Annotated in this window: 21 protein-coding genes; 10 read left to right on the top strand and 11 right to left on the bottom strand. The window is 70.1% G+C overall.

Annotation, left to right across the window (positions count from 1 at the left end; all coding sequences use genetic code 11):
• The first annotated feature begins 28 nt into the window (after positions 1-28).
• The 5 genes from AC5JJ2_RS06010 to AC5JJ2_RS05990 all read left to right on the top strand — a co-directional run bounded on the left by AC5JJ2_RS06010 (position 29) and on the right by AC5JJ2_RS05990 (position 9,280).
• The gene (locus AC5JJ2_RS06010) at positions 29-3,469 is read left to right on the top strand and encodes an Ig-like domain-containing protein (RefSeq protein WP_495857060.1); all 3,441 of its coding nucleotides are present in this window, start codon (positions 29-31) and stop codon (positions 3,467-3,469) included.
• Positions 3,470-3,790: 321 nt separating this feature from the next.
• Positions 3,791-4,369 carry an IS1 family transposase gene (locus tag AC5JJ2_RS06005; protein WP_495857059.1) on the top strand — a complete coding sequence of 193 codons (579 nt, stop codon included), beginning with the start codon at positions 3,791-3,793 and terminating at the stop codon, positions 4,367-4,369.
• Positions 4,285-4,515, top strand: a complete 231-nt coding sequence (locus AC5JJ2_RS06000; RefSeq protein ID WP_495857115.1) for an IS1 family transposase — start codon at positions 4,285-4,287, stop codon at positions 4,513-4,515. Before AC5JJ2_RS06005 ends, AC5JJ2_RS06000 begins: the two co-directional genes overlap by 85 nt.
• 311 nt (positions 4,516-4,826) lie before the next feature.
• On the top strand, positions 4,827-7,760 hold the full coding sequence (locus AC5JJ2_RS05995; protein ID WP_495857058.1) for a DUF1553 domain-containing protein: 2,934 nt from the start codon (positions 4,827-4,829) through the stop codon (positions 7,758-7,760).
• Positions 7,761-7,876: 116 nt separating this feature from the next.
• Positions 7,877-9,280 carry a DUF1501 domain-containing protein gene (locus tag AC5JJ2_RS05990; RefSeq protein ID WP_495857057.1) on the top strand — a complete coding sequence of 468 codons (1,404 nt, stop codon included), beginning with the start codon at positions 7,877-7,879 and terminating at the stop codon, positions 9,278-9,280.
• A 23-nt stretch (positions 9,281-9,303) separates the two neighbouring features.
• Here the strand turns inward: AC5JJ2_RS05990 and AC5JJ2_RS05985 are convergent, their stop codons facing one another.
• The 3 genes from AC5JJ2_RS05985 to AC5JJ2_RS05975 are packed head-to-tail and all read right to left on the bottom strand — an operon-like array spanning position 9,304 to position 11,543.
• Positions 9,304-9,612: a hypothetical protein gene (locus AC5JJ2_RS05985; RefSeq protein ID WP_495857056.1), complete on the bottom strand. Its 309-nt coding sequence runs from the start codon at positions 9,610-9,612 to the stop codon at positions 9,304-9,306.
• Positions 9,609-10,985: an aminotransferase class III-fold pyridoxal phosphate-dependent enzyme gene (locus tag AC5JJ2_RS05980; RefSeq protein ID WP_495857055.1), complete on the bottom strand. Its 1,377-nt coding sequence runs from the start codon at positions 10,983-10,985 to the stop codon at positions 9,609-9,611. Before AC5JJ2_RS05980 ends, AC5JJ2_RS05985 begins: the two co-directional genes overlap by 4 nt.
• A 3-nt stretch (positions 10,986-10,988) precedes the next feature.
• A complete protein-coding gene (locus tag AC5JJ2_RS05975) occupies positions 10,989-11,543 on the bottom strand; it encodes an RNA 2'-phosphotransferase (RefSeq protein ID WP_495857054.1) in 555 nt (184 codons plus the stop codon).
• A gap of 146 nt (positions 11,544-11,689) precedes the next feature.
• On the opposite strand from AC5JJ2_RS05975, the gene AC5JJ2_RS05970 reads away from it, so the two are divergent.
• The gene (locus AC5JJ2_RS05970; RefSeq protein ID WP_495857053.1) at positions 11,690-13,114 is read left to right on the top strand and encodes a sigma-70 family RNA polymerase sigma factor; all 1,425 of its coding nucleotides are present in this window, start codon (positions 11,690-11,692) and stop codon (positions 13,112-13,114) included.
• Between the two features lie 126 nt (positions 13,115-13,240).
• Here AC5JJ2_RS05970 and AC5JJ2_RS05965 read toward each other — a convergent pair whose 3' ends face one another.
• The 6 genes from AC5JJ2_RS05965 to AC5JJ2_RS05940 all read right to left on the bottom strand — a co-directional run bounded on the left by AC5JJ2_RS05965 (position 13,241) and on the right by AC5JJ2_RS05940 (position 19,285).
• Positions 13,241-13,798, bottom strand: a complete 558-nt coding sequence (locus tag AC5JJ2_RS05965; protein WP_495857052.1) for a 3'-5' exoribonuclease domain-containing protein — start codon at positions 13,796-13,798, stop codon at positions 13,241-13,243.
• 46 nt (positions 13,799-13,844) lie between these two features.
• On the bottom strand, positions 13,845-14,144 hold the full coding sequence (locus AC5JJ2_RS05960; RefSeq protein ID WP_495857051.1) for a hypothetical protein: 300 nt from the start codon (positions 14,142-14,144) through the stop codon (positions 13,845-13,847).
• Positions 14,128-14,508 (bottom strand): hypothetical protein, encoded by a 381-nt coding sequence (locus tag AC5JJ2_RS05955; protein ID WP_495857050.1) that lies wholly within the window; start codon positions 14,506-14,508, stop codon positions 14,128-14,130. Before AC5JJ2_RS05955 ends, AC5JJ2_RS05960 begins: the two co-directional genes overlap by 17 nt.
• Positions 14,509-14,604: 96 nt before the next feature.
• The gene (locus AC5JJ2_RS05950) at positions 14,605-16,827 is read right to left on the bottom strand and encodes a tetratricopeptide repeat protein (protein ID WP_495857049.1); all 2,223 of its coding nucleotides are present in this window, start codon (positions 16,825-16,827) and stop codon (positions 14,605-14,607) included.
• Positions 16,828-17,021: 194 nt separating this feature from the next.
• Positions 17,022-18,725 (bottom strand): flotillin family protein, encoded by a 1,704-nt coding sequence (locus tag AC5JJ2_RS05945; protein ID WP_495857048.1) that lies wholly within the window; start codon positions 18,723-18,725, stop codon positions 17,022-17,024.
• Positions 18,722-19,285: a hypothetical protein gene (locus tag AC5JJ2_RS05940; protein WP_495857047.1), complete on the bottom strand. Its 564-nt coding sequence runs from the start codon at positions 19,283-19,285 to the stop codon at positions 18,722-18,724. The genes AC5JJ2_RS05945 and AC5JJ2_RS05940 overlap by 4 nt, the downstream gene beginning before the upstream one ends.
• 187 nt (positions 19,286-19,472) lie before the next feature.
• On the opposite strand from AC5JJ2_RS05940, the gene uvrB reads away from it, so the two are divergent.
• The 3 genes from uvrB to AC5JJ2_RS05925 are packed head-to-tail and all read left to right on the top strand — an operon-like array spanning position 19,473 to position 22,063.
• The gene (gene uvrB / locus AC5JJ2_RS05935) at positions 19,473-21,497 is read left to right on the top strand and encodes an excinuclease ABC subunit UvrB (protein WP_495857046.1); all 2,025 of its coding nucleotides are present in this window, start codon (positions 19,473-19,475) and stop codon (positions 21,495-21,497) included.
• Positions 21,498-21,540: 43 nt separating this feature from the next.
• A complete protein-coding gene (locus tag AC5JJ2_RS05930) occupies positions 21,541-21,780 on the top strand; it encodes an addiction module protein (RefSeq protein WP_495857045.1) in 240 nt (79 codons plus the stop codon).
• The gene (locus tag AC5JJ2_RS05925; protein WP_495857044.1) at positions 21,767-22,063 is read left to right on the top strand and encodes a type II toxin-antitoxin system RelE/ParE family toxin; all 297 of its coding nucleotides are present in this window, start codon (positions 21,767-21,769) and stop codon (positions 22,061-22,063) included. Before AC5JJ2_RS05930 ends, AC5JJ2_RS05925 begins: the two co-directional genes overlap by 14 nt.
• Positions 22,064-22,075: 12 nt before the next feature.
• Here the strand turns inward: AC5JJ2_RS05925 and AC5JJ2_RS05920 are convergent, their stop codons facing one another.
• A complete protein-coding gene (locus AC5JJ2_RS05920) occupies positions 22,076-22,720 on the bottom strand; it encodes a class I SAM-dependent methyltransferase (RefSeq protein ID WP_495857043.1) in 645 nt (214 codons plus the stop codon).
• A gap of 1 nt (position 22,721) precedes the next feature.
• A complete protein-coding gene (locus tag AC5JJ2_RS05915) occupies positions 22,722-23,429 on the bottom strand; it encodes a hypothetical protein (protein ID WP_495857042.1) in 708 nt (235 codons plus the stop codon).
• Between the two features lie 326 nt (positions 23,430-23,755).
• Between AC5JJ2_RS05915 and AC5JJ2_RS05910 the strand changes: the two genes are divergently transcribed.
• A complete protein-coding gene (locus tag AC5JJ2_RS05910) occupies positions 23,756-24,133 on the top strand; it encodes a transposase (RefSeq protein WP_495857041.1) in 378 nt (125 codons plus the stop codon).
• Positions 24,134-24,578: the final 445 nt, after the last annotated feature.

Here is a 24,578-nt window from a genome sequence, read left to right as displayed (position 1 = left end):
TTTCTTGCACCCCCTACGAGAGTCCCCCATGAGTCGCCATCGCCGTCGCGTCCGCCCCGTGTTGGAATCGCTCGACGCTCGCCTCGCCCCGGCCGTGTTCACCTGGGACGGCGGGGCCGGAACCCGCCTCTTTTCAGACGCCAAGAACTGGGTCGGCGACGTGAAGCCGAAGTTCGACGGCACGGACGCGCTCGTGTTCCCGCCGGAGGACCAACTGGCGGCGAACAACCTCGGGCTGACCGTCGTGAACGATTTCGCCGCCGAAGGCGGGCTGACCAAGTTCGTCTCGGTCACGGTGATGGACGGGTACAGGGTGTCGGACATCAACCAGGATAACGACAACTCTAACACCTTCCTGACCACGCAAGTGACGGACTTCATCCGCGTCACGTCGCCGGCGGGGGTCGTGTTCAGCACGAACGTGTCAATGCCGAACGCGACGAGTACGTTCGACTTGATGAGCAATTCCGTCACCGTCGCCGCGTACACCGGGGAGGCGACGGTCGCCATAGGCGGCGGCTCGCTGACCGTCGGGATCGATAGCACCAACGTGCCGTCGTCGAACGTCGGCGGGACCGTCACGGGGGTCGGGTCCCTCCGGTTTGAAGGCCCGGTGGACGTGGACTTCACCGGGGAACTCCAGCTCGGCGGCTCCAACGCCTTTGTGACCGTCGGCGACTTCGCCTCCGCCTCCCCGTCGGTACGGTTCACCGGGGCCGTCGCGCCGCCGGCCGGCATGCCCCCGCCGAACTTCGATGTCGTGTCCGGGAGTTTCCTGGGTTTCTCCGGCGCTTCGTTCCCGCCGGACCTCGTCGTCGGGGCGTCCAGTAGCGACGCCCGCTGGGACTTCGGAAGTGCGACGGTCGCCGGGATCACCAGCGCAGGGATCACCATCAGCGGGAACTCGGACGTCATCATCGACGGCAAGGCGAAGAACAAGATCGGGTCGAAGTTCACCGAGGTATCCGGCGACGGCCAGCTCACAGTCCAGGGCGCGAGTGTACAGACGCTCGGCGAAGTAGACCTGAACGCCAACGGCCCGGCCGTCACGGTCGTCGGCGGGACGCTGCTACTGTACGGCGGCGTGACGCCGTCCGGGTTCAGTTCCGACGTGCCGTCCGTCATGCTGACCGGCGGGACGCTCGGCGGGGCCGGCGACCCGTTCGGGTCGAACGACCTCCGGCTGGCCGCGACCGGCGGCGTCCTCGACCCCGGCGACCCGGACGGGGATAGCGTGGACCGGATGCGGTTCGACACGCTGAGCGTCGGGCCGGGGGCGATGGTGCGGCTCCAAATCCAGGGCACGGCCGCCAACCAGTTCGACCAGCTCGCCATCGACGAGTCGGCGAGCGTGGACGGCACGCTGATGATCGAGGTCCCGGCCGGGACGACGCTCACGCCGGGTAAGGCGATCGCCATCGTGGACTCGGCCGGGTCGTTCGCCCCGGTCGGCGGCAGGTTCGCCGGGCTGGCCCAGGACGCGACCTTCACGGACGTGGGCGTCACCCACGGGTTCCGCATCCGGTACAACAATACGACCGACAACACCGACATCACCCTCACGACGATCGCGCTGCCGGTGGCGACCGTCGCGCTGGCGGCCGGGCAGGGCGCGACCGCCGGCGGCGGGCCGCTGAACTACGTCGTCACGTTCTCGCAGCCGGTCAGCGGGTTCGACGCCGCCGACGTGCGGGTGACCGCCGCCGGCCTCGGGACGCCGGCCGTCGCGGTCTCGCCCGTCAGCCCGGACAAGAACGGATTCGCGACGCAGTTCCAACTCCAGCTGACCGGCCTCGCCGGGGCCGGCACGGTGACGGTCGCGGTCCCGAACAGCGGCGTCACGAACGCCGACCAGCTGCCGAACCGCGACTCGCTCCCGTCCCCGGCCGTCACCGTCGATTCGCTCCCGCCGGTCCTCCAGATCACGTCCGCCGTCGCCGGGACCACGAACGCCGCCGCGATCGACGTGTTCTTCAACTTCGACGAGGCCGTGACCGGGTTCGACGCGGCCGACGTGGCCGTGAACGGCGGGGCGCTCGCCAATTTCGTTGCCGTGTCCGCCACGACGTTCCGCGCGACCGTCACCCCGACGGCCGACGGTCTCGTCACCGTCACCGTGCCGACCGGGGCGGGGGTTGACGCCGTCGGGAACGAGTCCGCCCCCGGCGGGTTCAACGTCACGTTCGATCGGACCCGGCCGGCCGTCGCGGTCACGTCCCCGGCGGGCGACCCGACGGGTAACGCGCCGATCCCGTTCACCCTGACGTTCGGCGAGCCGGTCGGCGGCCTGACGCTCGACGACGTGATCGTCGTGAACGGAACGGCGGCCGGTCTGACGGCCGTGTCCGCCACGCAGTTCATGCTCGTCGTCACCCCGGCCGCGGCCGGGCCGGTCGGGGTGACCGTCCGGGACGCCGCGGCTTCCGACGCCGCCGGGAACCCCAGCACGGCCGGGGCGCTCGGGCTGACGTTCGACCCCGTCGCGGTCGGGCCGCGGTTACTGCTCGTCGGGTTCCCACAGTTCGCGGCCGGTAGCGACCGCGGCGGCGGGGCCGTCACGTTCTTCGACCCGGACCGGGCCGCGCGGTTCACCGCCACCCCGTTCCCCGGCTTCGCCGGCGGGGTCCGCACGGCCGCGGCCGATTTCAACCGGGATGGCGTCGCGGACGTAGTCGTCGGGACCGGCCCCGGCGGCGTCACCGGCGTTCAAGTCCTCGACGGCGTGACGCAGAAGGTGCTGTTCGGCGTCCAGCCGTTTGAAGCCACGTTCACCGGCGGCGTGTACGTCGCGGCCGGGGACGTGACCGGGGACGGCGTCCCGGACCTGGCCGTCACCCCGGACGAGGGGGGCGGCCCGCGGGTGGACGTGTTCAGCGGCGGGGCCGGCTTCGCGAAGGTGGCCAGCTTCTTCGGCATCGACGACCCGAACTTCCGCGGCGGGGCGCGGGCGAGCATCGGCGACCTGAACGGCGACGGCGTCGGCGACCTGATCGTCGCCGCCGGGTTCCGCGGCGGCCCCCGCGTCGCCGGGTTCGACGGCACGACGCTGGCCGGCCCACGTCGGAAGCTGTTCGGCGACTTCTTCGCGTTCGAGCAAACCTTGCGGAACGGCATCTTCGTCGCCGTCGGGGACGTGAACGGGGACGGGTTCGCGGACCTGGTCGCCGGCGGCGGGCCGCGGGGCGGGCCGCGGGTGTTGGCGTTCGACGGGAAGAGTTTGCTGTCGAACCAGTACGTCCCGCTCGCGAACTTCTTCGGCGGCGACCCGAACAGCCGGGGCGGCATCCGGCTGGCGGTCAAGGACCTGGACGGGGACGCGAAAGCGGACCTGGTGGTCGGGGCGGGAACCGGGACGGGGTCGCGGGTGACGGGCTACCTCGGCAAGGACCTCGTCCCGGCCGGGACACCGCCGGAAGCGTTCGCACTCGATGCGTTCCCCGGCTTCGCCGGCGGCGTGTTCGTCGGGTGAGCGCGACCGCCGGAAGTAATCGTTTCCCCGCCGACGGGACGGGGCGTTATCTCATGGGCCGCGACCCATCGAGGGCGGCAACGGCCTGCCCGTCCGTCGTCAGGGCCCGGCGTTTCGGAGCAGCCACTTCACACGTGGACCGCGTTGTCGATGCCGGTGGCTGCCTGGGCCACACGTGGCTGGGGTCCGGGGATCCGGTGAACGTGCGGAAGTTGCCGCGGGACGGCACTTACTACGTCACCGCGGGAAGGCGAACGACCAGGGCGGGGAGATGTGCGCGTTCCGGTAGTGGCTCATCCACGGGGATGGTCGTTTGACGGGATGCAGGACGCCACCCCGATTCCGCCGTGCCCCCGATGCTCGTCCGCCCACGTGGTCCGCAACGGCCGCCTCCGCTCGGGTTCGCCGCAACTGCTCGGCCGGGGGTGCGGGCGGCGGTTCGTGGCCGACCCGAAGAGGGGCGGGCCGGTGCCCGACCGCCGCAAGGACCTGGTCCGCCGGCTACTACGGGAGTGGATGAGCCTGCGGGGCATCGCCCGCGCCACCGGGTGTCCCGGTCGTGGTTCTAGAACTTCGTCAACGCCCTGTACCGGGACGAGCCGCCGCACGACCCCGGGCCGCGAAAAAAAGTCGGGCGACCTGATCCTGGAGGCGGACGAGCTGTGGAGTTTCGTCGGGACCAAGCGGGACCGGTGGTGGGTGTGGGTGGCGGTCGACGCCGCCACCCGGCAGGTGGTGGCGATGGTGTGCGGGGGGCGGGATGCGTTCACCGCCCAGTGCCTGTGGGACGCCCTGCCGGACGCGTACGGGGGGCGGTGTTCTGCCCCGACTTCCTGCCGGCGTACCGGGCCGTCCTCCCGGACGAGCGGTACGCGGCGGCCGGGAAGGACGCCGGGCTGACGAACCACGTGGAGCGGTTCTGGTGTACGGTCCGGCAGCGGGTCGGGCGGTTCGGGCGGAAGACGTTGTCGTTCTCCAAGTGCTGGTGGAACCACGTGGGCGCGCTCGGGGACATCATCTGCCAACACAACGCATCCCTGCTATAGGGCCACTACCCGACACAACGATCAAGGCCGAGTTGTACCCGTGGCGGGCGTTCCCGAATACTGGATCATCGACCGAGAAACCCGCCAGTTCTTCGTCTACCGCGATCCCGTTCTGAACCCGGCCGGCTTCGGTACAACTGCCTACCGAACGCACCGGGCGCTCGGTCCCACTGAGAGCGTAGCGCCACTTGCGGTCCCTGAGGTTCAAATCCGCTTCTCAGACCTCTTCCGCTAACCGGTTGCGGCCGACCGGCTCGTCGCGGTATCATCACACCACCCGCCTCGTGCCGCTCCTCCCGGTGGTGTGCCCCATGCGTTGGCCGCTCGCGCTCGCAACCGCCCTCCTCGCGCTCCCGCTCGCCGCCGCCCCGCCGGACTTCGACAAGCAAATCGCGCCGCTGCTCGCCCGCCGCTGCCTCGACTGCCACTCCGGGGCCGAGGCGAAGGGCGACCTCGACCTCTCTCAGAAGAAGACCGCCGCGGCCGCGGTCGAAGGCGAGCTGTGGAAGCGGGTCGCGGCCGACGAGATGCCGCCGAAGAAGCCGCTGACCGCGGACGAGAAGGCGCTGCTGAGGAGGTGGCTCGACGCCGGGGCGGCGTGGGGCCGCGACCCGATCGACCCGTTCGCCGCGACGACCGACCACCGCGCCGGCCGCGACTGGTGGGCGCTGCAACCGCTCCGGTACTCGGTACTCGGTACTCGGTACTCCATCGACGACTTCATCCGAACGGAACTCGCGAAGAAGCAGTTGAACCCGTCGCCGCCCGCCGACCCGCGGACGCAACTCCGCCGCCTGTACTTCGACCTCATCGGCTTGCCGCCGTCGCCGGAAGAGGTCGAGGCGTTCGCGAAGAACCCGACCGACGCGGCCTACGCGAAGGTCGTCGATCAACTGCTCGCGTCGACGCACTACGGCGAGCGGTGGGGCCGCCACTGGCTCGACCTCGTGCGGTACGGCGAGAGCGACAGCTTCGAGCGCAACGAGCCGCGGCCGCACGCCTGGCACTACCGCGATTGGGTGATTCAGGCGCTCAACGCCGACGTGCCCTACGACCGGTTCGCGAAGTTGCAACTGGCCGGCGACGTGTTGGAGCCGAACGACCCGGCCGCGCTGAAGGCGACCGGGTTCCTCGTGGCCGGGATTCACAACACCGTCCTCGGCGTGGACGAGGTCGCCCGCGCCACGACGCGGCAGGACGAACTCGAAGACGTGCTCGCGGCCGTCGGGCAGACGTTCCTCGGGCTGACGGTGCAGTGCGCCCGCTGCCACGACCACAAGTTCGACCCGATCACGCAGGCCGACTACTACCGCCTCACGGCCGCCCTCGGCGGCGTTCACCACGGCGACCGGCTCCTCACGTCGCCGGAGGTCGAACGGAAGCGGCACGAACTTCAACAAGCCCTGCTCACGACCGGCAAGCAGTTGGAAAGCCTGGAAGCGACGGGCCGGCGGCGCGCCGTCGAGAAGCGCGACCCGGCCGCGAAGCCGCTGTTGGCGGTGTCGCCGATCAGCCGGTGGACGTTCGAGAAGGACGCGACCGACGGCGTCGGCAAGCTGCACGGCACGTTGAAGGGCGGGGCGACCGTCGCGGACGGCCGGTTGAAGCTCGACGGCCGCACGGCCCACGCCGTCACCACGCCGCTCGGCCGGGATCTTCGTGAGAAGACGCTCGAAGCCTGGGTGATCCTGCCGACGCTCGATCAGGGCGGCGGCGGGGTCGTCACGCTCGAAACGCGGACCGGCGGCGTGTTCGACGCCATCGTCTTCGCCGAGCGGCAGCCGAAGAAGTGGGTGGCCGGGAGCAACGGCTTCACCCGCACCCGCGACCTGACGGCCGGGCCGGAGACGCGAACGAACGGCCCGATCCACGTCGCAATCACGTACCAGGCGAACGGGCACATCACGGTGTATCGCGACGGACAACCTTACGGCGACGGCTATCGTCCCGGCGACCTGCCGACGTTCAAGGCGGGCGAGTCGCACGTCCTGTTCGGCCTGCGGCACACCGGCGGCGGCAAGCCGTACCTGACGGGCGAGGTCGAGGAGGCGAGACTCTACGACCGAGCGCTGACGCCGGCGGAAGTGGCCGCGTCCGCGAAGGCCGGGCCGGGCGCGGTCGGCATTTCGCTCGACGATGCGCTGGCGGAACTGACCCCTCAGGAACGGAAGGCTCGCAACGTAATCCTCGCCGATCTGAAAGAGTCGCGGGCCGAACTCGCGGCCCTTCCCGCCCCGGTTCCGGTGTTCGCCGCGAACTCGAAGCCCGTGCCGAGGACGCACGTACTGGCCCGTGGCAGCGTGCAGAAGCCGAAGGCCGAGGTGACGGCCGGCGGCGTCGCGGGTGTGCCGGGGGTTGCCGACTTCGGGCTGCCGGCCGACGCGCCGGAGGGCCGCCGCCGGGCGATGCTCGCGGAATGGATCGCTCGCAAGGAGAACCCGCTGTTCGCCCGCGTGATGGTCAACCGGTTGTGGCACCACCACTTCGGCGTCGGCCTCGTGGACACGCCGAGCGACTTCGGGTTCAACGGCGGCCGCCCGTCGCACCCGCAGTTGCTCGACTGGCTCGCCGCCGAGTTCGTCCGCCGCGGCTGGTCGCTGAAGATGATGCACAAGCTCATCGTCACGAGCGCGACCTACCGGCAGGCGTCGGCGAAGGAGCCGAAGGCGCTCCCGGTCGATGCGGACAACCGCCTCTTGTGGCGGAGGTCGCCGACGCGGTTGGAGGCGGAGGCGGTCCGCGACGCGATCCTGAGCGTCGCCGGGCAGTTGAACCCGGCCGTCGGCGGGCCGCCGTTCCACGACGTGCGGACCTACGGCAACAACGGCACGAAGTACTACGAGCCGATCGACCCGGTCGGGGCCGCGTTCAACCGCCGCACGGTGTACCGGTTCTCGCCGCGCGGGGAGCGGTCGGCGCTGTTGGAAACGTTCGACTGCCCGGACCCGTCGTCGCTCACCCCGCGGCGGCAGGTGACAACGACCCCGCTCCAGGCCCTCGCGCTGTGGAACAACGGGTTCGTCCTGCGGATGAGCGGCCACTTCGCGGACCGCGTCGAGGCGGAGTGCGCGAAGGCGGGTGACACCGCGGTGTCAGCGAAGGTCGCCCGCGCGTACCGGCTGGCGCTCGGCCGGTCGCCGACGGACGCGGAACAGAAACTGGCGGCGGTGTTCGTAGCGAAGCACGGGCTGCCGGCGTTCGGCCGCGTGCTGTTCAACTGCAACGAGTTCGTGGTGATCGAATGACAAAGTAGTAGGCACACGCCGTGTGCCGTCTGCTGTCGGTCGCGGCGACCCGGACGAACTCCCCGCGGCGCACAGGAAACGGCACACGGAGTGTGCCTACTACTATGGGTGATCGAATGACCCCCCTCCCCTCCCGTCGGCAGTTCGCGTCGTGGTCCGTCGGCGGCCTTGCGGCCACGGCGGTGCTCGACCTGTTGGCCCGCGACGCGGCGGCCGCCCCGAAGCCGCACTTCGCGGCGAAGGCGAAGCGGGTCGTTCACGTCTCGCTCATCGGCGGGCTGAGCCACCTCGACTCGTTCGACCACAAGCCAAAGCTCGCGAAGCTGCACGGCAAGAAGCTCGAAACGACCGAGAAGCCGGACATCTTCTTCGGCCAGGTCGGGTTGCTGCGGCAGCCGGACTGGAAGTTCAAGCCGCGCGGGAAGTCGGGCCTCATGGTGTCCGACCTGTTCCCGCACGTCGCGGAACTGGCGGACGAGTTGACGGTCATCCGGTCGATGACGGCCGACTCGGCGAACCACACGCCGGCGCTGTACCTCGGCAACAACGGGTTCGCGTTCAGCGGGTTCCCGTCCGTCGGCAGTTGGGCGAGCTTCGGCCTCGGCAGCGAGTCGGAGGAACTGCCCGCCTACGTCGTCCTACCGGACCCCCGCGGGCTGCCGAACGGCGGGGCGTCGATCTGGTCGAACGGGTTCCTCCCGGCCGAGCACCAGGGCGTCGTCTTCGGGTCCGGCGCGTCGCCGGTCCGCGACCTGTTCCCCGCGACGAAGCGGGCGGACGACGCCGAGGGCCGCGAGTTGCTGAAGAAGCTGAACGACGCCCACGCCGAAACGTCCGGGGCGGGCGACCTGCTCGCGGCCCGGACGCGGAGCTACGAACTCGCGGCCCGGATGCAGCTCTCCGTCCCGGCCGTCGCGGACGTGTCGAAGGAGACGAAGAACACGCAGGCGCTCTACGGCCTCGACGACCCGAAGACGGCGGCGTTCGGCCGCAACTGCCTGCTCGCCCGGCGGCTGCTGGAGAAGGGCGTGCGGTTCGTACAACTGTTCTCCGGCGGCCCGATCGCCGGCAGCCCGCGGGCGAGCTGGGACGCGCACGAGAGCGTGAAGGAGAACCACACGCTGGAGGCGGAGAAGATCGACAAGCCGGTCGCCGCGCTCCTCCGCGACCTGAAGCAGCGCGGGATGTTGAAGGACACGCTCGTGCTGTTCACGACCGAGTTCGGCCGCACGCCGTTCGCGCAGTCGGGGCCGGACCAAGTGGGCACGGGCCGCGACCACAACAAGTACGCGTTCAGCGTCTGGCTGGCCGGGGCCGGGCTGAAGGCCGGGAGCGTGTACGGGGCGTCCGACGACATCGGCTGGAAGGCGGCCGAGAACCCGGTCGCGTGGCACGACTTCCACGCGACGGTACTGCACCTACTGGGGCTGAACCACGAGAAGCTGACGTTCTACCACAACGGGATTCACCGCCGCCTCACGAACGTCCACGGCGAGGTGGTGAAGGGGATTCTCGGTTAGCGGGCGACCCGACGGGTCGCCCGCTAACCGGTGACGCGCCAGCGCGTGCCGTCGAAATGAATGCGAACGTCGCCCGTCGCATGTCCGAACGAAATGACCGCCAACTTCTCGCCCGCAACGCCCTTCTCGGCGATCCGCTCGATCGCGAGGCCGTCGCCCTCGGGCTTCACCAGCAAATGCCCCAGCCCCATGCCGACGGGGATGCCGCGGTCCCAGAGCTTGCGGAACTGGTGGTAGAACTCCAGCCGCGCCGCGGCCGGGTCCGCGCCGGCGAACGCCGCATTCATCACGTCCGCGGCGGTCGCGATCAGTTCTCGCAGCGCGTCGGTCACGCGCCGGCCAGCTTCGCGGTCGCCGCGTCGAGGATATCCATCGCGTGCTTCGCCTCGGCGGCCGTGATCGTCAGGGGCGGCGAGACGCGGATGACTTTCTTCGCGAGCGGGCCGAGGAGGTGGATGCCGTCCGTCCCGTCGCCGCGGTACGCGGCCAGCACGACCGCCGCCGCCCACTCCGCGGCCGTCTTGCCGCCGTGGTCCTTCATCTCGACGCCCCAGACCATGCCGCCGGCCTCGCCGCGGACGTTCGCCACGAACGGCAGCCGCTTCAGCCGCACCAGGCCGGCCTCGATGATCCGGGACGGTTCCTTCATCCCGCCGATCACGTCGCGGGCCTCGAACTCGTCGAGCGTGGCGAGCACGGCCGCGGCGCTCAGCGGGTTCGCGCTCCAGGTGTCGGACGTTTCGCCGTAGTCCATCGGGCTAAACACCTCAGCCCGGCCGACGGCCGCCGCCACCGGCACGCCGTTGCCCAGCCCTTTGCCTAGCACCACCACGTCCGGCGTGAGGCCGTAGGTCTCGAACGCGAACAGCTTCCCCGTGCGGCCGAAGTTCGCCTGCACCTCGTCGAGGATGAACACCAGGTCCTTCTCGCGGCAGAAGTCCTGGAGCAGTTGCAGGTACGCCTTCGGCGGGTGGTACGACCCGCCGCCGCCGAGGTACGGCTCCGTGATGAGGCAACCGATCTTCGCCCCGAACTGATGCCACAGCGCGTCCAGCTCCTGGCGGTACGGCTTTGGGTCGAACGGTTCGGCCCGCATCGCCACGTCGCGGCACTCGGCCATCGGGAAGCCGATGAACTTCACCCGCGGGTCCCGCTCGGCGTCCGCTTCGCTGCCGGTGACGGCGTGCGACAGCCCCTTCTTGCCGTGGAACCCGAACCGCGTGGCGAGGACCATCGGCCTTGCCTTGTCGCGGGCCATCGCCGCCCACAGCGCCTTCTGGATCGCCTCGGACCCGGACGCGGCCCACAGGACCACGTCCATCCGTTCCCCGCCGGGGCACTTCTGCAGCGCCGCGAGCAGCCGGCGGTTCGCCTCGCCCTCCAGCGGCGTGATCGCGTTGTACGCCGTCATCGGCACGGCCGGGAAGTACTCGGATCGCGGATCGCGGACCTCGGAACCCCAGCCCATGTACTGGAAGAACCGCTCCGTCCACCGCGTCGGGTTGTGGCCGAGGTTCGAGACGAGCACGCCGGACGTGAAGTCGTACAGCCGGCGGCCGTCCGGCGTCCAGTGGAAGACGCCGGCGCTCTTCGCGATGACCGCCTGCGTCGGCGTGAACGTCCGCAGGCTCTTCGGCTCCGTCCGCGTGACGGACTCGCGGTCGGCGTTCGCGGCCGGTTCGTTCGCGTGCTGAATGGCAGGCATCAATCACTCCTCAGCAAGGACTCTCAAGTATTGTGGCGGAACCGCGTCCGCGAGCCAAACCCCATTCTCGGAAACCCAGAACCCGTACCCGTCCGCGGCCATCCGTGCCGCGTCCACGGCGAACACCAGCGGCCGGCCGTGCCGCGTCCCGACCGTGCGGGCCGTGTCGATGTCGCGGGACAGGTGGACGTGATGCCGACGGGCCTTGTGCAACCCTTGCGCGAGGATCGAGTCGCGGTTGCGGTCGGCCGTGCCGTGGTAGAGGGTCGCGGGCGGGGCGGCGGGCGTGAGGTGCAGCTCGACTTCGGCGGAATGGCCTTGATTCGCCTTGATCTTGGTGCCGGCTTCGTCGAGGGTGAACCGCCGCTTATCGTTCGTCCGGACGGCCTCGTCGAGTTCGGCCCGCGTGACCGGGAAGCCGTGGGCGGCCGCGGCGGCGAGCAGCTGGTCCACGGCGACCCACCCGCCGGGTTCGAGGGCGAGGCCGATCTCCTCCGGCGCATGCCGGAGGTGCTTCGACAGGTACTTGCTGACGGCGACGACGCGCTTCGCGTTCATGATGCCACACCCGACGCGCGGCCGGCCCGCGAGGTTCGCGACATTGTAGAACCGACCACTCCGTTCCGACGGACAACCTCTCATCAATTCTTCGCTGTCATAATTGACCCCGCGCGGGAACTATTGAGTAGGAACCCGAGGGCCGCATGAGCCGGGCACACCTGCAAACCATCCTCCGCCACGCCGAGGCGCTGGCGGCCGACCACGCCGCGGACGCGGAGTTGCTCGCGCGGTTCGTCGCGACACGCGACGACCGGGCGTTCGCCACCCTCGTCCGGCGGCACGGGGCGATGGTCTGGAACGTCTGCCGCAACCTGCTGCCGGCCGACGCGGACGCCGAGGACGCCTTCCAGGCGACGTTCCTCGCCCTCGTCCGCGGCGGGCGACGGGTCCGGCACGGCGAGCGGCTGGCCGCGTGGCTGCACGGCGTCGCCGTCCGCGTGGCGATGAAGGTCCGCCGCACGGCCGCGAACCGCCGCCACCGGGAACAGGCCGCCGCGACCACCGAGGCGGCCGTGCCCGTCTCGGAATCGTCGTGGAACGAACTGCTCGCGGCCGTCCACGAGGAAGTCGAACGGCTGCCGGACGGGTTGCGGTCGGCGTTCGTGCTGTGCTGCCTCGAAGGCGTGCGGCAGGCGGACGCGGCCGACCAGCTCGGCCTCAAAGTGAACACGCTGACCGCCCGCCTCGCCCGCGCCCGCCAGCGGGTGATCGACCGGCTCGCCCGCCGCGGCCTCACGGCCGGGACGGCGGCCGGGGCCGTCGCCCTCGGCAGCGCGACCGGCACGGCGGCCGCCCCGCCCGCCCTCGCGGAACTCGCGGCCGCGCTGCCGCGGTCGCTCGAATCACTTTCCCCGACCGTCCTTCAACTGGCCCAAGGAGCGTTTGAAATGAGTACCCGAACGAAGTGGCTGGCGGCCGCGCTGCTCGTCGCGACGGCCATGACGACGACCATCGGCACGGCCGTCTTTAGCGACGCGACCGGCCAGACCCCAGGTTCCGACCGCGGCGGCCGCGATGCACGCGCGGCCGGGGGGCGATCCGGCGGGCCGTCGGTCGCGTTTCTCTCGGTCCGGACGCCGCAGTGGGAGTACAAGGTGACGACCGTGCCGCTGGTCGGGCTGACGCCCGAGCAGGAGTTGAACAAACTCGGCGAGGAGGGCTGGGAACTCGTGACGAGCGGCGAGAAGGGTGCGTTGGTGTTCAAGCGGCAGAAGGTGCGGGTCCTCACGGCCCCTGCCGGCCGCGGGGGTGATGGCGACGAGGCCGCGCCGGCGGTGGAGAAGAAGGCGGACGGCGTCACGACGCAAGTTTTCCCGATCAAGCACACGCAGGCGTCCACGCTGTCCGCGACGCTCGCGCCGCTGCTCGCGGCGGACGACGGCCGGGGCTTCGGCGGCAACCCGTTCGGCGGGAACGTGCGGCTGAGCGGCCGGACGAAGCTCACCGTCGACGACCGGACGAACTCGCTGATCGTGATCGCGGACGACGCGACGCTGAAGATGATCAAGGAGCTGGTCGAGAAGCTCGACGTGCCGGTGAAGGACGAGCCGAAGCGGCCGTCGAAGTGAGCCACCGACTTCCGAAGTCCGGCTTCGACTTCGGAAGTCGAGCGGACGGAGGGGCGGTTGCCGGGACTGCGGACGCCCCCGCGCGAAATCCACTTCCGAAGTCGAGGCCGGACTTCGGAAGTCGGGTCACGCCCGCTTCGCCCGCGCCGCGGCGAGCATGTTGCAGAACAGCTCCCCCTGGCCGAGGGCGTCGTCGAGTGCCTGGTGCGTGTGCGGCCGGTCCGTGAACCACGCCCGCGGCATGTTCCGCTTCGTCGCCGCCCGGTACTCGCACCCCAGCAGGCAAATCGCGAACGTCTTCACGTCGAGCGCCGAAAACGAGAACGGCGACCCGCCGGTGAAGCGAACCATGTACCAGTACACGAACAGGAAGTCGAACCCGGCCGGGTACGCGACGAACACCGGCTTGCCGGGCAGGCCGTTCACCCACGCGACGTAGGCCGCCATCGCCTCGGCCGGGTCGCGCAGGTCACGGCGGCACGCGGCCCACGCGTCCGGTTGCGTCTCCCACCACGCCATCGTCTTCGGGTCGCCTGCTGCGCCGGGCAGCGTGTGCAGGTTGGCCTCGAACGTGGACAGGAGTTCGCCGGCTGGGGTGAACGCGGCGGAGCCGAAGCTGAGCATCGAGTTCGGGCCGGGGATCGGCCCGTCGGTCTCGATGTCGGTGCTGACGTAGGTTTCCATGCGAGTGAGGGGACGGCGTTCGGGCGACATCCCGCCGGGCCGCGAATTACGAACGCTTGAGCGCGAGTTGTGTTAGCGCGGATACCAGGGCCGTGATCGCGACAACAATGACGGCCTGGGTGAGGGACCACGTCCGATCCGACCGCTTGTCCAATTCCGCGGCCTTTTGTTTCAGCCCCGCCACCTCCGACTCGACGGAACTGAGTTTCTGTTGCAGGTCCTTGATGTCCGAGCGGAAGATTTCCGTGGCCTCCCGCGTCTGATTCGACCGCTCGTCTAATTGCGTCTTCAGTTGGGTCAGCCGCTGATCGATCTCGGCAAGTCGTTCCTCAGTTCGCGTGGCCACTCGCGACCTCCTCCTCGCGTGCTTCGGACCTCCAATCGACCAGGAGTTGGTGAAGGCTCTCGAACGTTTGCTGAACGCCCTTGTCGATGAGTTCGCCCCAAAGGGGAACGACTTTCCGCCGGACCGCGTCCCGGTCGGCGATTTCGACTTCTGAGAATTCACCTTCGACTTGGTTCCCGTTCGCGCGAATGGTGAAAAGGAATCGTGGCTCGCTGCCCGGAGTCTCCCGAACACGCCATTCGATGTTCTTTCCCGACTGCCATTGCCGTAGGGATTGCCGAACCCATTCGTCGGCCCGGACGACCAACTTGTGCCAGTCCGGGCGCTGGGTGATTTCATTCCGGATGACAGAGGATTCGGTCACGGCTTCACCTCTCGCGGCAACGAACCTCGGCGACGATCACTGAAACGAGTTACCGGGCTTCTACCAGTATACCCTCCGGGCCGGCAGCGAACATTTTCACTTCTTCACCAGCATCTCCCGCAGCCGCGGGAGTTCGGCCTTCCAGTGGTCGTAGGAGTACTCCGCGTCGGCGCGGTACGCGTCCCGCGGCAGCTTCGCGAACAGCTCCTCCATTCGCGTCAGCGCCTTCTGCGCCTCGCCGGGGTCGCCGCTCAGGTGGGCGTGGAACAGCAACTTGCCGAGGACCAGCTCCTCCAGCGTGTCCTTGTGCTTCGCCGTCAGGCCCTTGCACAGCGCGATCGTCGCGGCCGGGTCGCCCATCTGGAGGAGCGTGTTCGCCTGCCAAATCTCGCCCCACGTCTGCAGGAACTTGTCCGACGACTTCGCCAGTTCCTTCAGGTAGACGAGCGCCTCCGTCCGCGCCTTCGGCGCGGCCGCGGCGTCGGTCTGGGCGCGGGCGAGCAGGGCGCTCGCCACCCACAGCCGGGCCTTGTCCGCCTGCCCGCCGGCCGGGTATAGCGTGAGCTGCTTCCGCAGCCGGGCCTCCGCGTCCGGGTAGCGGCGGTCGAGCATCGACAGCCGGCCCAACTCGAACAGCGCCTGCTCGTGCGTCGCGGCGTCCGTCACGCTCGCCGCGTCCGCGATCTGCGCGAGCATGTCGCGGCCGAGCTTCGCCATCGCCTCGGCCTGTTGCTTGTCGCCGGCCGCGTCCTGGCCGCGCTTCACGTACCCGACGGCCAGCTTGTACCGGGCCGGGGTCGCCGCCGGGCCGGGCAGCGCGACGGCCTTCTTCAACGCCTCCTCGATTTCCGCGGCTTGATCGGAGGGAAGTAGATCGGCCCGGTCCATCCACGCCTGGCCCATCAGCTCGTCCGGCACGCTCTTCGTGCCGAGGATGGTGGAAACGAGGGCCACCGCCTTCGACGTTTCGCCCGCCTGTTTGAACTGGAACGCGGCCTTGCGGAGCAGTTCCGCCTTCTGGGCCGGGTCGGCCGCCCGCTCGCCGAGGGCCGCGTACTCGCCGGCCGCGTCCAGGAACTTCGGCCGCGCCTCGGCCGGGTTCGTCTTCAACAGCGCGTTCGCCCACTGCTCGCCGATCTCGGCCCGGAGGCGGCGGTCGGCGTCGTTCTCGGCGACCTTCGCGTAGGCCGTCGCCGCCCGGTGCGCGGTCGGGAAGTCGCCGTCCGTGCTGCTCGCCCGGATCACGTCCTCGAACACGGCCCGCAGCTCGGCCGGCTTCAGGTGGTCGCCGGTCGCGCCGACCCGCGTGACGGCCTTCTCCAGCCACTCGGCCGCCTCCGTCCGCGACTTCGGGTCGCGGCCGCGGACCTCGGCCAGCTTCATCGCGGCCGCGGCCCCGACGCCGCCCGGCTCCTTCGCCGCCTGCACGAGGTACGGCGCGGCCGCCGCATCGCTGCCGGACTTGAGGTGCGCCAACCCGGTCAGGTAGCGGATCGTCCCGCGCTCCTCCGGCGGCAGCCCCGGCGAGAGGATCGCCGCCTCGAATTGCGACACCGCGTCGGCCCACTTCCCGTCGGCCATCGCGAGCTGGCCGAGCTGAATTTTCGCCAGCGCCTGCACGTCCGCCGGGGCGGTCGCGCCGATGTCCCTCAGCCACGGCCTTGCCCTGTCCGGCTCGCGGTCGGCGAGGTAGAGCTTCGCCAGTTCGAGCTTGTACCGGGCGGTCGCGGCCGGGGTCGCGCGGTTCTGCCCGCCGAGGTACTTGGCGAAGTTCTCCTTCGCCCGCGCCCGGTCCGGCGGGTTGACCCGCAGGGCCGTCTCGGCGATCAGCCGGGGCGTCTCGGTCCGGGCCTCGCCCGGCGGCGGGGCGACGAGGGCGCGGAGGATTTCGGCCGGGTCGCCGACGTTCGTGGCGGCCTTCGCCAGCGCGGCCCGGAACGCGAACGCCGGCACGTCGGCCGGGGTCTCGAACTTCGCGGCGTCGCACCGGTCGAACGCCTTCGCGGCGGCCTGCCAGTAGTCGGCGTTCTCGCCGGGGGCCAGGTCCGCGAGGGCGACGTACCCGCTGCCGACGGCGAAGCTCGTCGGCGTGTCGGTCGCGTCCGCCAGCTTCCGGAGCAGCGGCTCGACGGCCGCCGCGTCCACGGACTTGCGTTCGAGCGCCGACCGGAGTTCCGCGAGGTCGCCGGCGGCGGAACTCGTGCCGTGGGCCGGGTTCGGGACGAACTTGTATGCCCCGTAGACGGCGACGAGGCCGAGGAGGAACGTGGGGATTTGCCAGTACCGGCGGGGCGTGCCGGGCGTCGAGTCCGTGACCATGTCGTGTTCCCACGGGCCGGGGTGCGGGTGTTTTTTCAGCTTGACACAGGTTATCCTTGAAGGTCAAGGCGAACTGACCAGGGGCCGCGGGGAAATCGAACCGGTCGGGCCGCATGGCCGCGAGAAGACGTGTCGCGGGGGGGAGGGGAATCGCCCTCCCCGCTGGCGGGGAGGGGCGTGCGGTCCGGGCGGCCTCACCGGGCGGCCGTTTTCTCCTTGCCGTTGGCCGGCTCGGCCTGGAGCTTCGCCAGGAACTCCGGGACTTCGACGCCGCCCACGTCCCGCATCACCTGCATCATCGGCGGCAGCGTGCGGGCCATACTCTGGAGGAACGCGGCCGTGTTCGACTGGCCGCTGCCGTTCCCGCCGTTCTCCCAGACGACGACCTTGTCGAACTTGATGTTCGAGATCGCCTTCGCGGACGCCGCCGTCATCGCGTCCATGTGCTCGAGCATCATCATCTGGAACGCCGCCTGCGGCGACCCGCACGCCTCGATGATCTTTTGCAACCCCTCGCCCTTCTTCGCGAGGATCTCGTACTGCCCGCGGGCCTCGGCCTCGAGTTTCGCGTAGATGGCCGCGGCCGCGGCCGCCGCCTCGATCTTCTGCCGCTCGGCCGCCGCCTCGGCCTCGACGATGGTTTTCGCCTTCTCCGCCTTCGCCGGGGCTTCCAGCGACGCCCGCTTCTCCGCTTCGATCTTCTCGGCCTCGGCGAGGGCCGCCTTCGCCATCGCCCGGTTCTCGGCCTCCAGCACGGCCGCCTCCGCCTCCCGCTTCTTCGTCTCGGACAGTTGGTACGCCTCGGCCTTCTTCACGCTCAACTCGGCCTGGGCCGCGGCGATGGTCGCCTGGGCCGTCGCCTCGCCGGTCATGGCCTTCGCGTTCGCGTCGGCTAGCCGGATCCGCTTCTCGCGGTCCGCCTCGGCGACGAGCGACTCCTTCTCGAACTTCGCCCGCTCCTCGCCGACCTTCTGGTCGCGGTCGAGTTCCGCAATGCGGATCGCCTGCAACCGCTGGGCCTCCTTGACGAGGGCGTCCTGTTCCAGCTTCGCCGTCTGCTCGCCGACGGCCCGCTCCTTGTCGAGTTGCGCGACGCGGACGGCCTGCTCGCGGGTCGCCTCCCGCGTGCCGATTTCGGTGAACTTCGTGGCGTTCGCCACGCTGATGAGCTTCTCGCGGTCCGCCTCGACGACGCCGATCTGCCCGCGCTTCTCTTGCTCGGCCACGTCCACCTTCGCCTGCTGGATCGCCGCCGACGCGGCCTTCCGGCCGATCGCCTCGATGTACCCGGACTCGTCCGTGATGTCGGTGATGTTCACGTTGATGAGCACGAGGCCGATCTTCTTCAGCTCCGGCTCCAGCGACTTCTGCACGCACTCCAGGAACTTGTCCCGGTCGCGGTTGATGTCCTCAATCTTCATCGACGCGATGACCTGCCGGAGCTGGCCGAAGATGATGTCCTGGGCCTGCTGGCGGACCTCCTGGTTCGTCAGGCCGAGGAGCCGGATGGCCGCGTTCTGCATCGTCTCGCCGTCCGTCCCGATGGCGACGGTGAACACGCTCGGCACGTTCACCCGGATGTTCTCCATCGACAGCGCGCCCTTGAGCGGGATCTCGATCTGGATCGGCTCCAAGCTCAGGTACGCGTAGTCCTGGATGAGCGGCACGACGAACGCCGCCCCGCCGTGGACGCACCGGGCCGCGTTGCCGCCGCCCGTCTTCCCGTAGATGACCAGCACCCGGTTGCTCGGGCACCGCTTGTACCGCCTCGCGAGGAGGATCAAGAAGCTGAACAGCACGACGCCCGCGGCGGCGGCCGTGATGAGCGGCCACGGCAACTCGGTCAGGTTCTTCGACGACAGGGCCAACCCCGCGTCGGCGAGCAACGGTGTAGTCATGACGCGACTCCGGAAAGTGGTTCGACTTCGACGGCATTGGGTCCGAGCACGGCGACGACGCGGACCGGCTGACCGGTCGCGATCTCCGCGGCCGGCGTGAACGCCTCGCACTCGACGGTCCGGCCTTGCAGCGTCAGCGTCACCTTGCCCGGCCCGGCGTTCGCCGCCGGGACGCGGAGGTAGGCCGTGCCGACCGCGCCGACGGCGGCCTCGATGTCCACGCTGCCGTCGTGCTGGAGCCGCTTGAACGTCGCCATGATCTTCGCGACGAGCATGACGGCCCCGGACCCGCAGAAGGCCGCGAACGCGACGGCCGGCGGGCCGTCCACCCCCGCGCTCAGCGCCGACAGGCCGCCGAGGCCGAAGAACGCGAGGCCGGCGGCGGCGGTGCGGATGGTGAGCAGCCCGAAGAACCACCCGGCCTCGTCGTGGCCGCCGGCGTCCGCGTCGTCGCCGGCGTCCGCGTCGTGGTCGGAGCCGAGGCCGACCAACGACGCGAGCAGCTGGCAACCGATGACCGTGCCGCCGAGGCCGGCGCACCACAGGAAGACGGATTCCATGACGTGACCCTCGGGTCGGCGGGGTGTCGGATTTGAAGGGCTGTTCGCCGCCGCGGGGGCGGCATTTGCCGGAATCGCCCGCATTCGTCGGGGACGCTCCGGGATAAAATCCCCCGGTGGCGGGGTTCGCAATTTGTGATAATTTGTATATCAAAGCCGACCGCGCCCGGCGCGACGGAGGGAAAGCATGGCCGCGAAGTTCGACCTCGTCTCCGAGTACGCCCCCGGCGGCGACCAGCCGAAGGCCATCGCCGAACTCGTCGCCGGGTTCCGCGGCGGCAAGCCGCTCCAGGTGCTGCTCGGCGCGACCGGGACCGGCAAGACGTTCACCGCGTCCAACGTCATCGCGGCGGTCAACAAGCCGACGCTCGTGCTCGCCCACAACAAGACGCTCGCCGCCCAGCTCTACAAGGAGTTCAAGGGGTTCTTCCCGAACAACGCGGTGAACTACTTCGTCAGCTACTACGACTACTACCAGCCGGAGGCGTACATCCCGCAGCGGGACATCTACATCGAGAAGGACTCCAGCATCAACGAGAACATCGACCGCCTCCGGCTCGCCGCGACCGCCGCCCTCGTCAGCCGGGAGGACGTGATTATCGTCGCGTCCGTGTCCTGCATCTACGGCCTCGGCTCGCCGAGTGATTACAAGCGGATGGTCGTCTACCTGCCAAAGGGCGAGGTCATCGACCGCGACCAGTTGCTGCTGAAGCTCGTGGACGTTCAGTACAAGCGGAACGACGTGGCGTTCGAGCGCGGCCACTTCCGCGTCCGCGGCGACACGATCGAGGTCTGGCCGGCGTCCGAGGAAGTCGGCTACCGGATCGAGCTGTTCGGCGACGAGGTCGATGCGCTGTCCGTGATTCACCCCGTCACCGGCGAGGTCATCAAGGACCTGCCGGAACTGTACATTTATCCCGCAAAGCACTTCGTCACGCCGGAGGAGCGGACCCGCGAGGCAATCAAGGGCATCGAGGCGGAACTCAACGACCGGCTCGAACAGTTCAAGAAGGAGGGCAAGCTGCTGGAGGCGGAGCGGCTGAAGGCCCGCTGCCGGTACGACCTCGACATGCTCCGGGAGGTCGGGTACTGCTCCGGGATCGAGAACTACGCCCGGTGGTTCAGCGGCCGCAAGCCGGGGGAGCCGCCGTACACGCTCTTGGACTTCTTCCCGGACGACATGCTGCTGGTGGTGGACGAGTCGCACGTCACGCTGCCGCAGGTGCGGGGGATGTACCACGGCGACGCCGCCCGGAAGCAGACGCTGGTGGAGCACGGGTTCCGGCTGCCGAGCGCGATGGACAACCGGCCGCTGCGGTTCGAGGAGTTCGAGAAGCGGCTGAAGCAGTGCCTCTGCCTGAGCGCGACGCCGGGGCCGTATGAACTCGAACGCAGCGGCGGCGAGGTCGTCGAGCAGGTGATCCGGCCGACCGGCTTGGTGGACCCGATCGCGCACGTCCGCCCGGCCCGCGGGCAGGTGAAGGACCTGGAGAAGGAGATCCGCCTGCGGGCCGAGAAGAAGGAACGCACGCTCGTCACGGTGATGACGAAGCGGATGGCCGAGGACCTGACGAACTACTTCAAGGACGCCGGGCTGCGGTGCAAGTGGCTGCACAGCGAACTCGACGCGATCGAGCGGGTGACGATCCTCCGCGAGCTGCGGGAAGGCGCGTTCGACGTGCTCGTCGGCGTGAACTTGCTGCGGGAAGGTTTGGACCTGCCCGAGGTGTCGCTGGTGGCGATCCTGGACGCGGACAAGGAGGGGTTCCTGCGGAGCGACAAGTCGCTGATCCAGACGATGGGCCGGGCGGCGCGGAACGTGAACGCGGAGGTCATCATGTACGCGGACACGGTGACCGACTCGATGGACCGCGCGCTGAAGGAGACGGCCCGCCGCCGCGAGTTGCAGACGGCGTACAACGTGGAGCACAACATCACCCCGCGGACGGTGCAGTCGGCGATCAAGAGCGTGATCGAGGAGGAGGTCGAGGCGCACAAGCTGGCGCAGGAGGTGGCGGGGCAAACGGAAGGCGACTACGTGACGGCCGAGTTCCTGGAGGAGTTGCAGAAGGAGATGCTGACGGCGGCCGAGAACCTGGAGTTCGAGCGGGCGGCGAGCCTGCGGGACCAGATCGCGAAGCTGAAGGGCGAGCAGGTGGCGAGTCCGCAGGTGAAGAAGGCGAAGGGCGGCCGCGGACGACGGCGGGGGTGAGTTTCTCCGTCGTGTCGGGTATGATCGAAGTGGAGGGTTGACCGTGAGCGAATCCGTGCGAACCATCCTCGATCAGGCGCTGCAGCTGTCGGAAGCGGACCGCGGGGCTGTGGCGGCCCGATTGTTGGAAAGTCTCGACCCGGCCGGCGAGTCGGATGTCGAACGGGCGTGGGCGGACGAAGTCCGGGAGCGGTTGGACGAAGTCCGCTCCGGCCGGGTGACGCCCGTGCCGTGGGACGAGGCCCGGCGGCAGATCGCCGAGGACGACGATGCCGCCGGTTGATTTCCACCCGCGGGCCCTCGCCGAGGCGCGGGCGGAACGCCGGTACTACGCGCGGATCAGTCCCGCCCTCGCCGGCCGGTTCATGGCCGAACTCGATGCCGTCGTCGCCCGCGTCGGGGCCGCACCGCAGGCGTGGCCGCCCCACCTTCATGGAACCCGATTCTGCCGGTTCAATCGCTTCCCGTTCCTGCTCATCTACCTGGAAGACGCGGCCGGCGTCCTGGTCATCGCCGTCGCCCACACCGGCCGCAAGCCCGGCTACTGGCGACGGCGGTTGCCGTGACCGACAGAGCAGTCACTTCACCCACAGCGTCGCCGTCAGGAACCCGCCGAGCCGCTCGCGCGACGGGCCGCGGGTCAGGCCGTGGCGGGCGAGCAACGGGTCGGGATCGACCAGTTCCCCGGCCGGGATGCGGGTGACGACGCGGAAGAACAGGTACATCCCCGCGAGCGCGACCCGCGCGGCCAATCGCGGCAACGTGCGTGGCGGCAGGCGGAAGTCGCCGACCAGCCACCGTCCGCCGGGTCGGAGGGATGCGGCCAGCCGCGGGATCAGTTCCTCCAGTTGCGGCCGCGTGAAGCAGTCGAGAAAGAAGTTCGTCACGATCAGGTCGTACTGTTCGGACGGGAACGAACGCGACAGGGCGTCCGCGACCTCGAACCGCACGCGGGCCGCGGCTTCCGGAACGTTCGCCACCCGGCGACGGGCCAGCTCCGTCATCGCGGGGCTGACGTCGAGCGCGTCGATCTCCGCGTGCGGGTTCGCCGCCGCGAACGCTTCCAGGAACCGGCCGTCGCCGTCGCCGAGGACGAGCACGCGGGTCGCCGTCGTGAGTTCGGCGAGCAGCGCCGTGCGGCACCACTGGAGGAGGCCGCGGTAGCTGGCCCGTTCGAGCCAGACGTAGGCGGGGGCGAGCAGGTCGAAGCGCGGCCGCGGCACGTCACACCCCGAACGCCAGCGGCGTCAGCAACACGAGGTCCGCCAACACGCGGGCCACCCGCGGCCGCGCGGCCAGCCCGACGTGGACGGCGAGCAACAGCGCGACCGCCACGAGCAGCGCCCCGGCGACGCGGGCGGGCGTCAACACGCCCACGACGGCGACGGCCGCCGCGAGCAGGTAGTCCGACGGGCCCACGGGGGTGGCGGACTCCCAGCGGTCGATGAGCCGGCAGTTCAGCCAGCAGAGCAGCCCGAACCCGACGGCCGACGGCAGCCACGCCGCGGCCGGGACCGGGGCGGCCATCAGCGGCACGGCCACGCCGGACGCGAACCCGACGCCGACGAGCAGTTCCTTCAGCCCGTCCCGGCCCGCGCCGAGAACGTGGACGAGCGCGAGGTACGCGGCGACGCCGGCCGCCACGAGGACGCCGGCGGCGGGAATCTCCCGCGGCAGGAACCACCCGCCGACGGCCGCGGCCGCGAACGCGAGGGCCGCCGCCATCGCCACCGCCCGCGGGTGGCGGGCGGCGAACCGGTGGCGGTCGGCGTCGAGGCGGCCGCGCTTGGCGTCGAGCCACCGGTCGGCGAGGTAGACGCCCCAGACGGTGAGGGCGAGGACGGCGGACACGAGGACGGACGGCGGCGGGTCGAACTGCCAGCGGAGGAACCGCTGCCACGCGACGGCGACGAGCGGCGCGTCGAGGGCCACGAGGTTCGGGACGAGCCACCAGGGGGCGGGGGGTTCGGGTTTCAGCGGCGACTCGTCGGAGGAATCGGCGGGCGGGCGAACGGCGGCGGCGGTTGACGACTTTCTACACCGTCACCGGGCGACGGGGAGAGCGGACGGTCCTGGGACCGCGGGCGTCCCGCCCGCCGACCGTCCCGGCCGCGGGGACCAGACTCAAGGGGCGGGATTGTCTTCGTAGGGTGGGTCGAGTCTTCGAGGCCCACCGATCCTCCTCCCTCTCACCCGGCTTTGCGGGAAGAGGACCCGGCTAAGGAAGGGCGTCGCCAGGCGAACGGCACGGCGTAAGCGTGCCGGTGCGGGGCGCGGCGCACACCGGCACGCTTACGCCGTGCCGTTCGCCAAATCCCCCTCTCCCCCGCAAAGCCGGGGCAGAGGGGACAAGCCCCGGTGGGCCTCGCAAAGCCTCGACCCACCCTACACGACTGATGCGGGTGGTGAAATCGCGGTCGTCGGCGTGGGTCCACGAGACGTTCCCGCGGCTCCGCCGGTTCGCGTGGCAGGAGGGGTACGCGGCGTTCACGGTCAGCAAGTCGCAGGAGGCGGCGGTGAAGGCGTACATCGCCGGGCAGCACGAGCACCACAAGAAGGAGGACTTCCGCTCGGAGTTGTTGTGGCTGTTGAAGAAGCACGAGGTCGAGTACGACGAGCGGTACGTGTTCGATTGAGGGCGTCCGCGGGCGGGACGTTCCGCCGCCCCTCCGGGGCGGTCGCGTGGGGGCGACGGGTTCCACGGGTTGCGCTGCGGCCGGCTGCGCGGCCTCCGCTCCACCCGTGGCTGCACCCCGCGGCCCCATCCGGGGCCAAGAGTTGCGTGCGGGAAGCGACTGCGGAGACGGGCCGCGCGAACGGGCGGGACGGCGTTCACGACACGGCGGGGACGTGGTTCCTCGCCCCGGATGGGGCGGTCTTGGTTTTCGGCCCCGGATGGGGCCGCGGACTGTAGCCACGGGTGAAACCCGTGGAACGAGGTTGCCGCATCAACCGCCCCGGAGGGGCGGCGAAACGTCCCCAGAGCTGCAAAGATAATGAAGAATCAGACTAGAAAGACGGTTTGCGTAGAGGCTGTTTCATAACAGCTTATTGAGTGTGATGAAGGCCATGGCGAGTTCG

Source organism: Limnoglobus sp., assembly GCF_059499385.1.
The sequence above is the reverse complement of the archived record's forward strand: the minus strand, read 5'-3'. Positions and strand labels throughout refer to the sequence as shown.

Coding starts and splice junctions, on each gene's coding strand:
- AC5JJ2_RS06010 (WP_495857060.1), top strand. CDS start 29: ATGAGTCGCCATCGCCGTCGCGTCCGCCCCGTGTTGGAATCGCTCGAC.
- AC5JJ2_RS06005 (WP_495857059.1), top strand. CDS start 3,791: ATGCAGGACGCCACCCCGATTCCGCCGTGCCCCCGATGCTCGTCCGCC.
- AC5JJ2_RS05995 (WP_495857058.1), top strand. CDS start 4,827: ATGCGTTGGCCGCTCGCGCTCGCAACCGCCCTCCTCGCGCTCCCGCTC.
- AC5JJ2_RS05990 (WP_495857057.1), top strand. CDS start 7,877: ATGACCCCCCTCCCCTCCCGTCGGCAGTTCGCGTCGTGGTCCGTCGGC.
- AC5JJ2_RS05980 (WP_495857055.1), bottom strand. CDS start 10,985: ATGCCTGCCATTCAGCACGCGAACGAACCGGCCGCGAACGCCGACCGC.
- AC5JJ2_RS05975 (WP_495857054.1), bottom strand. CDS start 11,543: ATGAACGCGAAGCGCGTCGTCGCCGTCAGCAAGTACCTGTCGAAGCAC.
- AC5JJ2_RS05970 (WP_495857053.1), top strand. CDS start 11,690: ATGAGCCGGGCACACCTGCAAACCATCCTCCGCCACGCCGAGGCGCTG.
- AC5JJ2_RS05965 (WP_495857052.1), bottom strand. CDS start 13,798: ATGGAAACCTACGTCAGCACCGACATCGAGACCGACGGGCCGATCCCC.
- AC5JJ2_RS05950 (WP_495857049.1), bottom strand. CDS start 16,827: ATGGTCACGGACTCGACGCCCGGCACGCCCCGCCGGTACTGGCAAATC.
- AC5JJ2_RS05945 (WP_495857048.1), bottom strand. CDS start 18,725: ATGACTACACCGTTGCTCGCCGACGCGGGGTTGGCCCTGTCGTCGAAG.
- AC5JJ2_RS05940 (WP_495857047.1), bottom strand. CDS start 19,285: ATGGAATCCGTCTTCCTGTGGTGCGCCGGCCTCGGCGGCACGGTCATC.
- uvrB (WP_495857046.1), top strand. CDS start 19,473: ATGGCCGCGAAGTTCGACCTCGTCTCCGAGTACGCCCCCGGCGGCGAC.
- AC5JJ2_RS05925 (WP_495857044.1), top strand. CDS start 21,767: ATGCCGCCGGTTGATTTCCACCCGCGGGCCCTCGCCGAGGCGCGGGCG.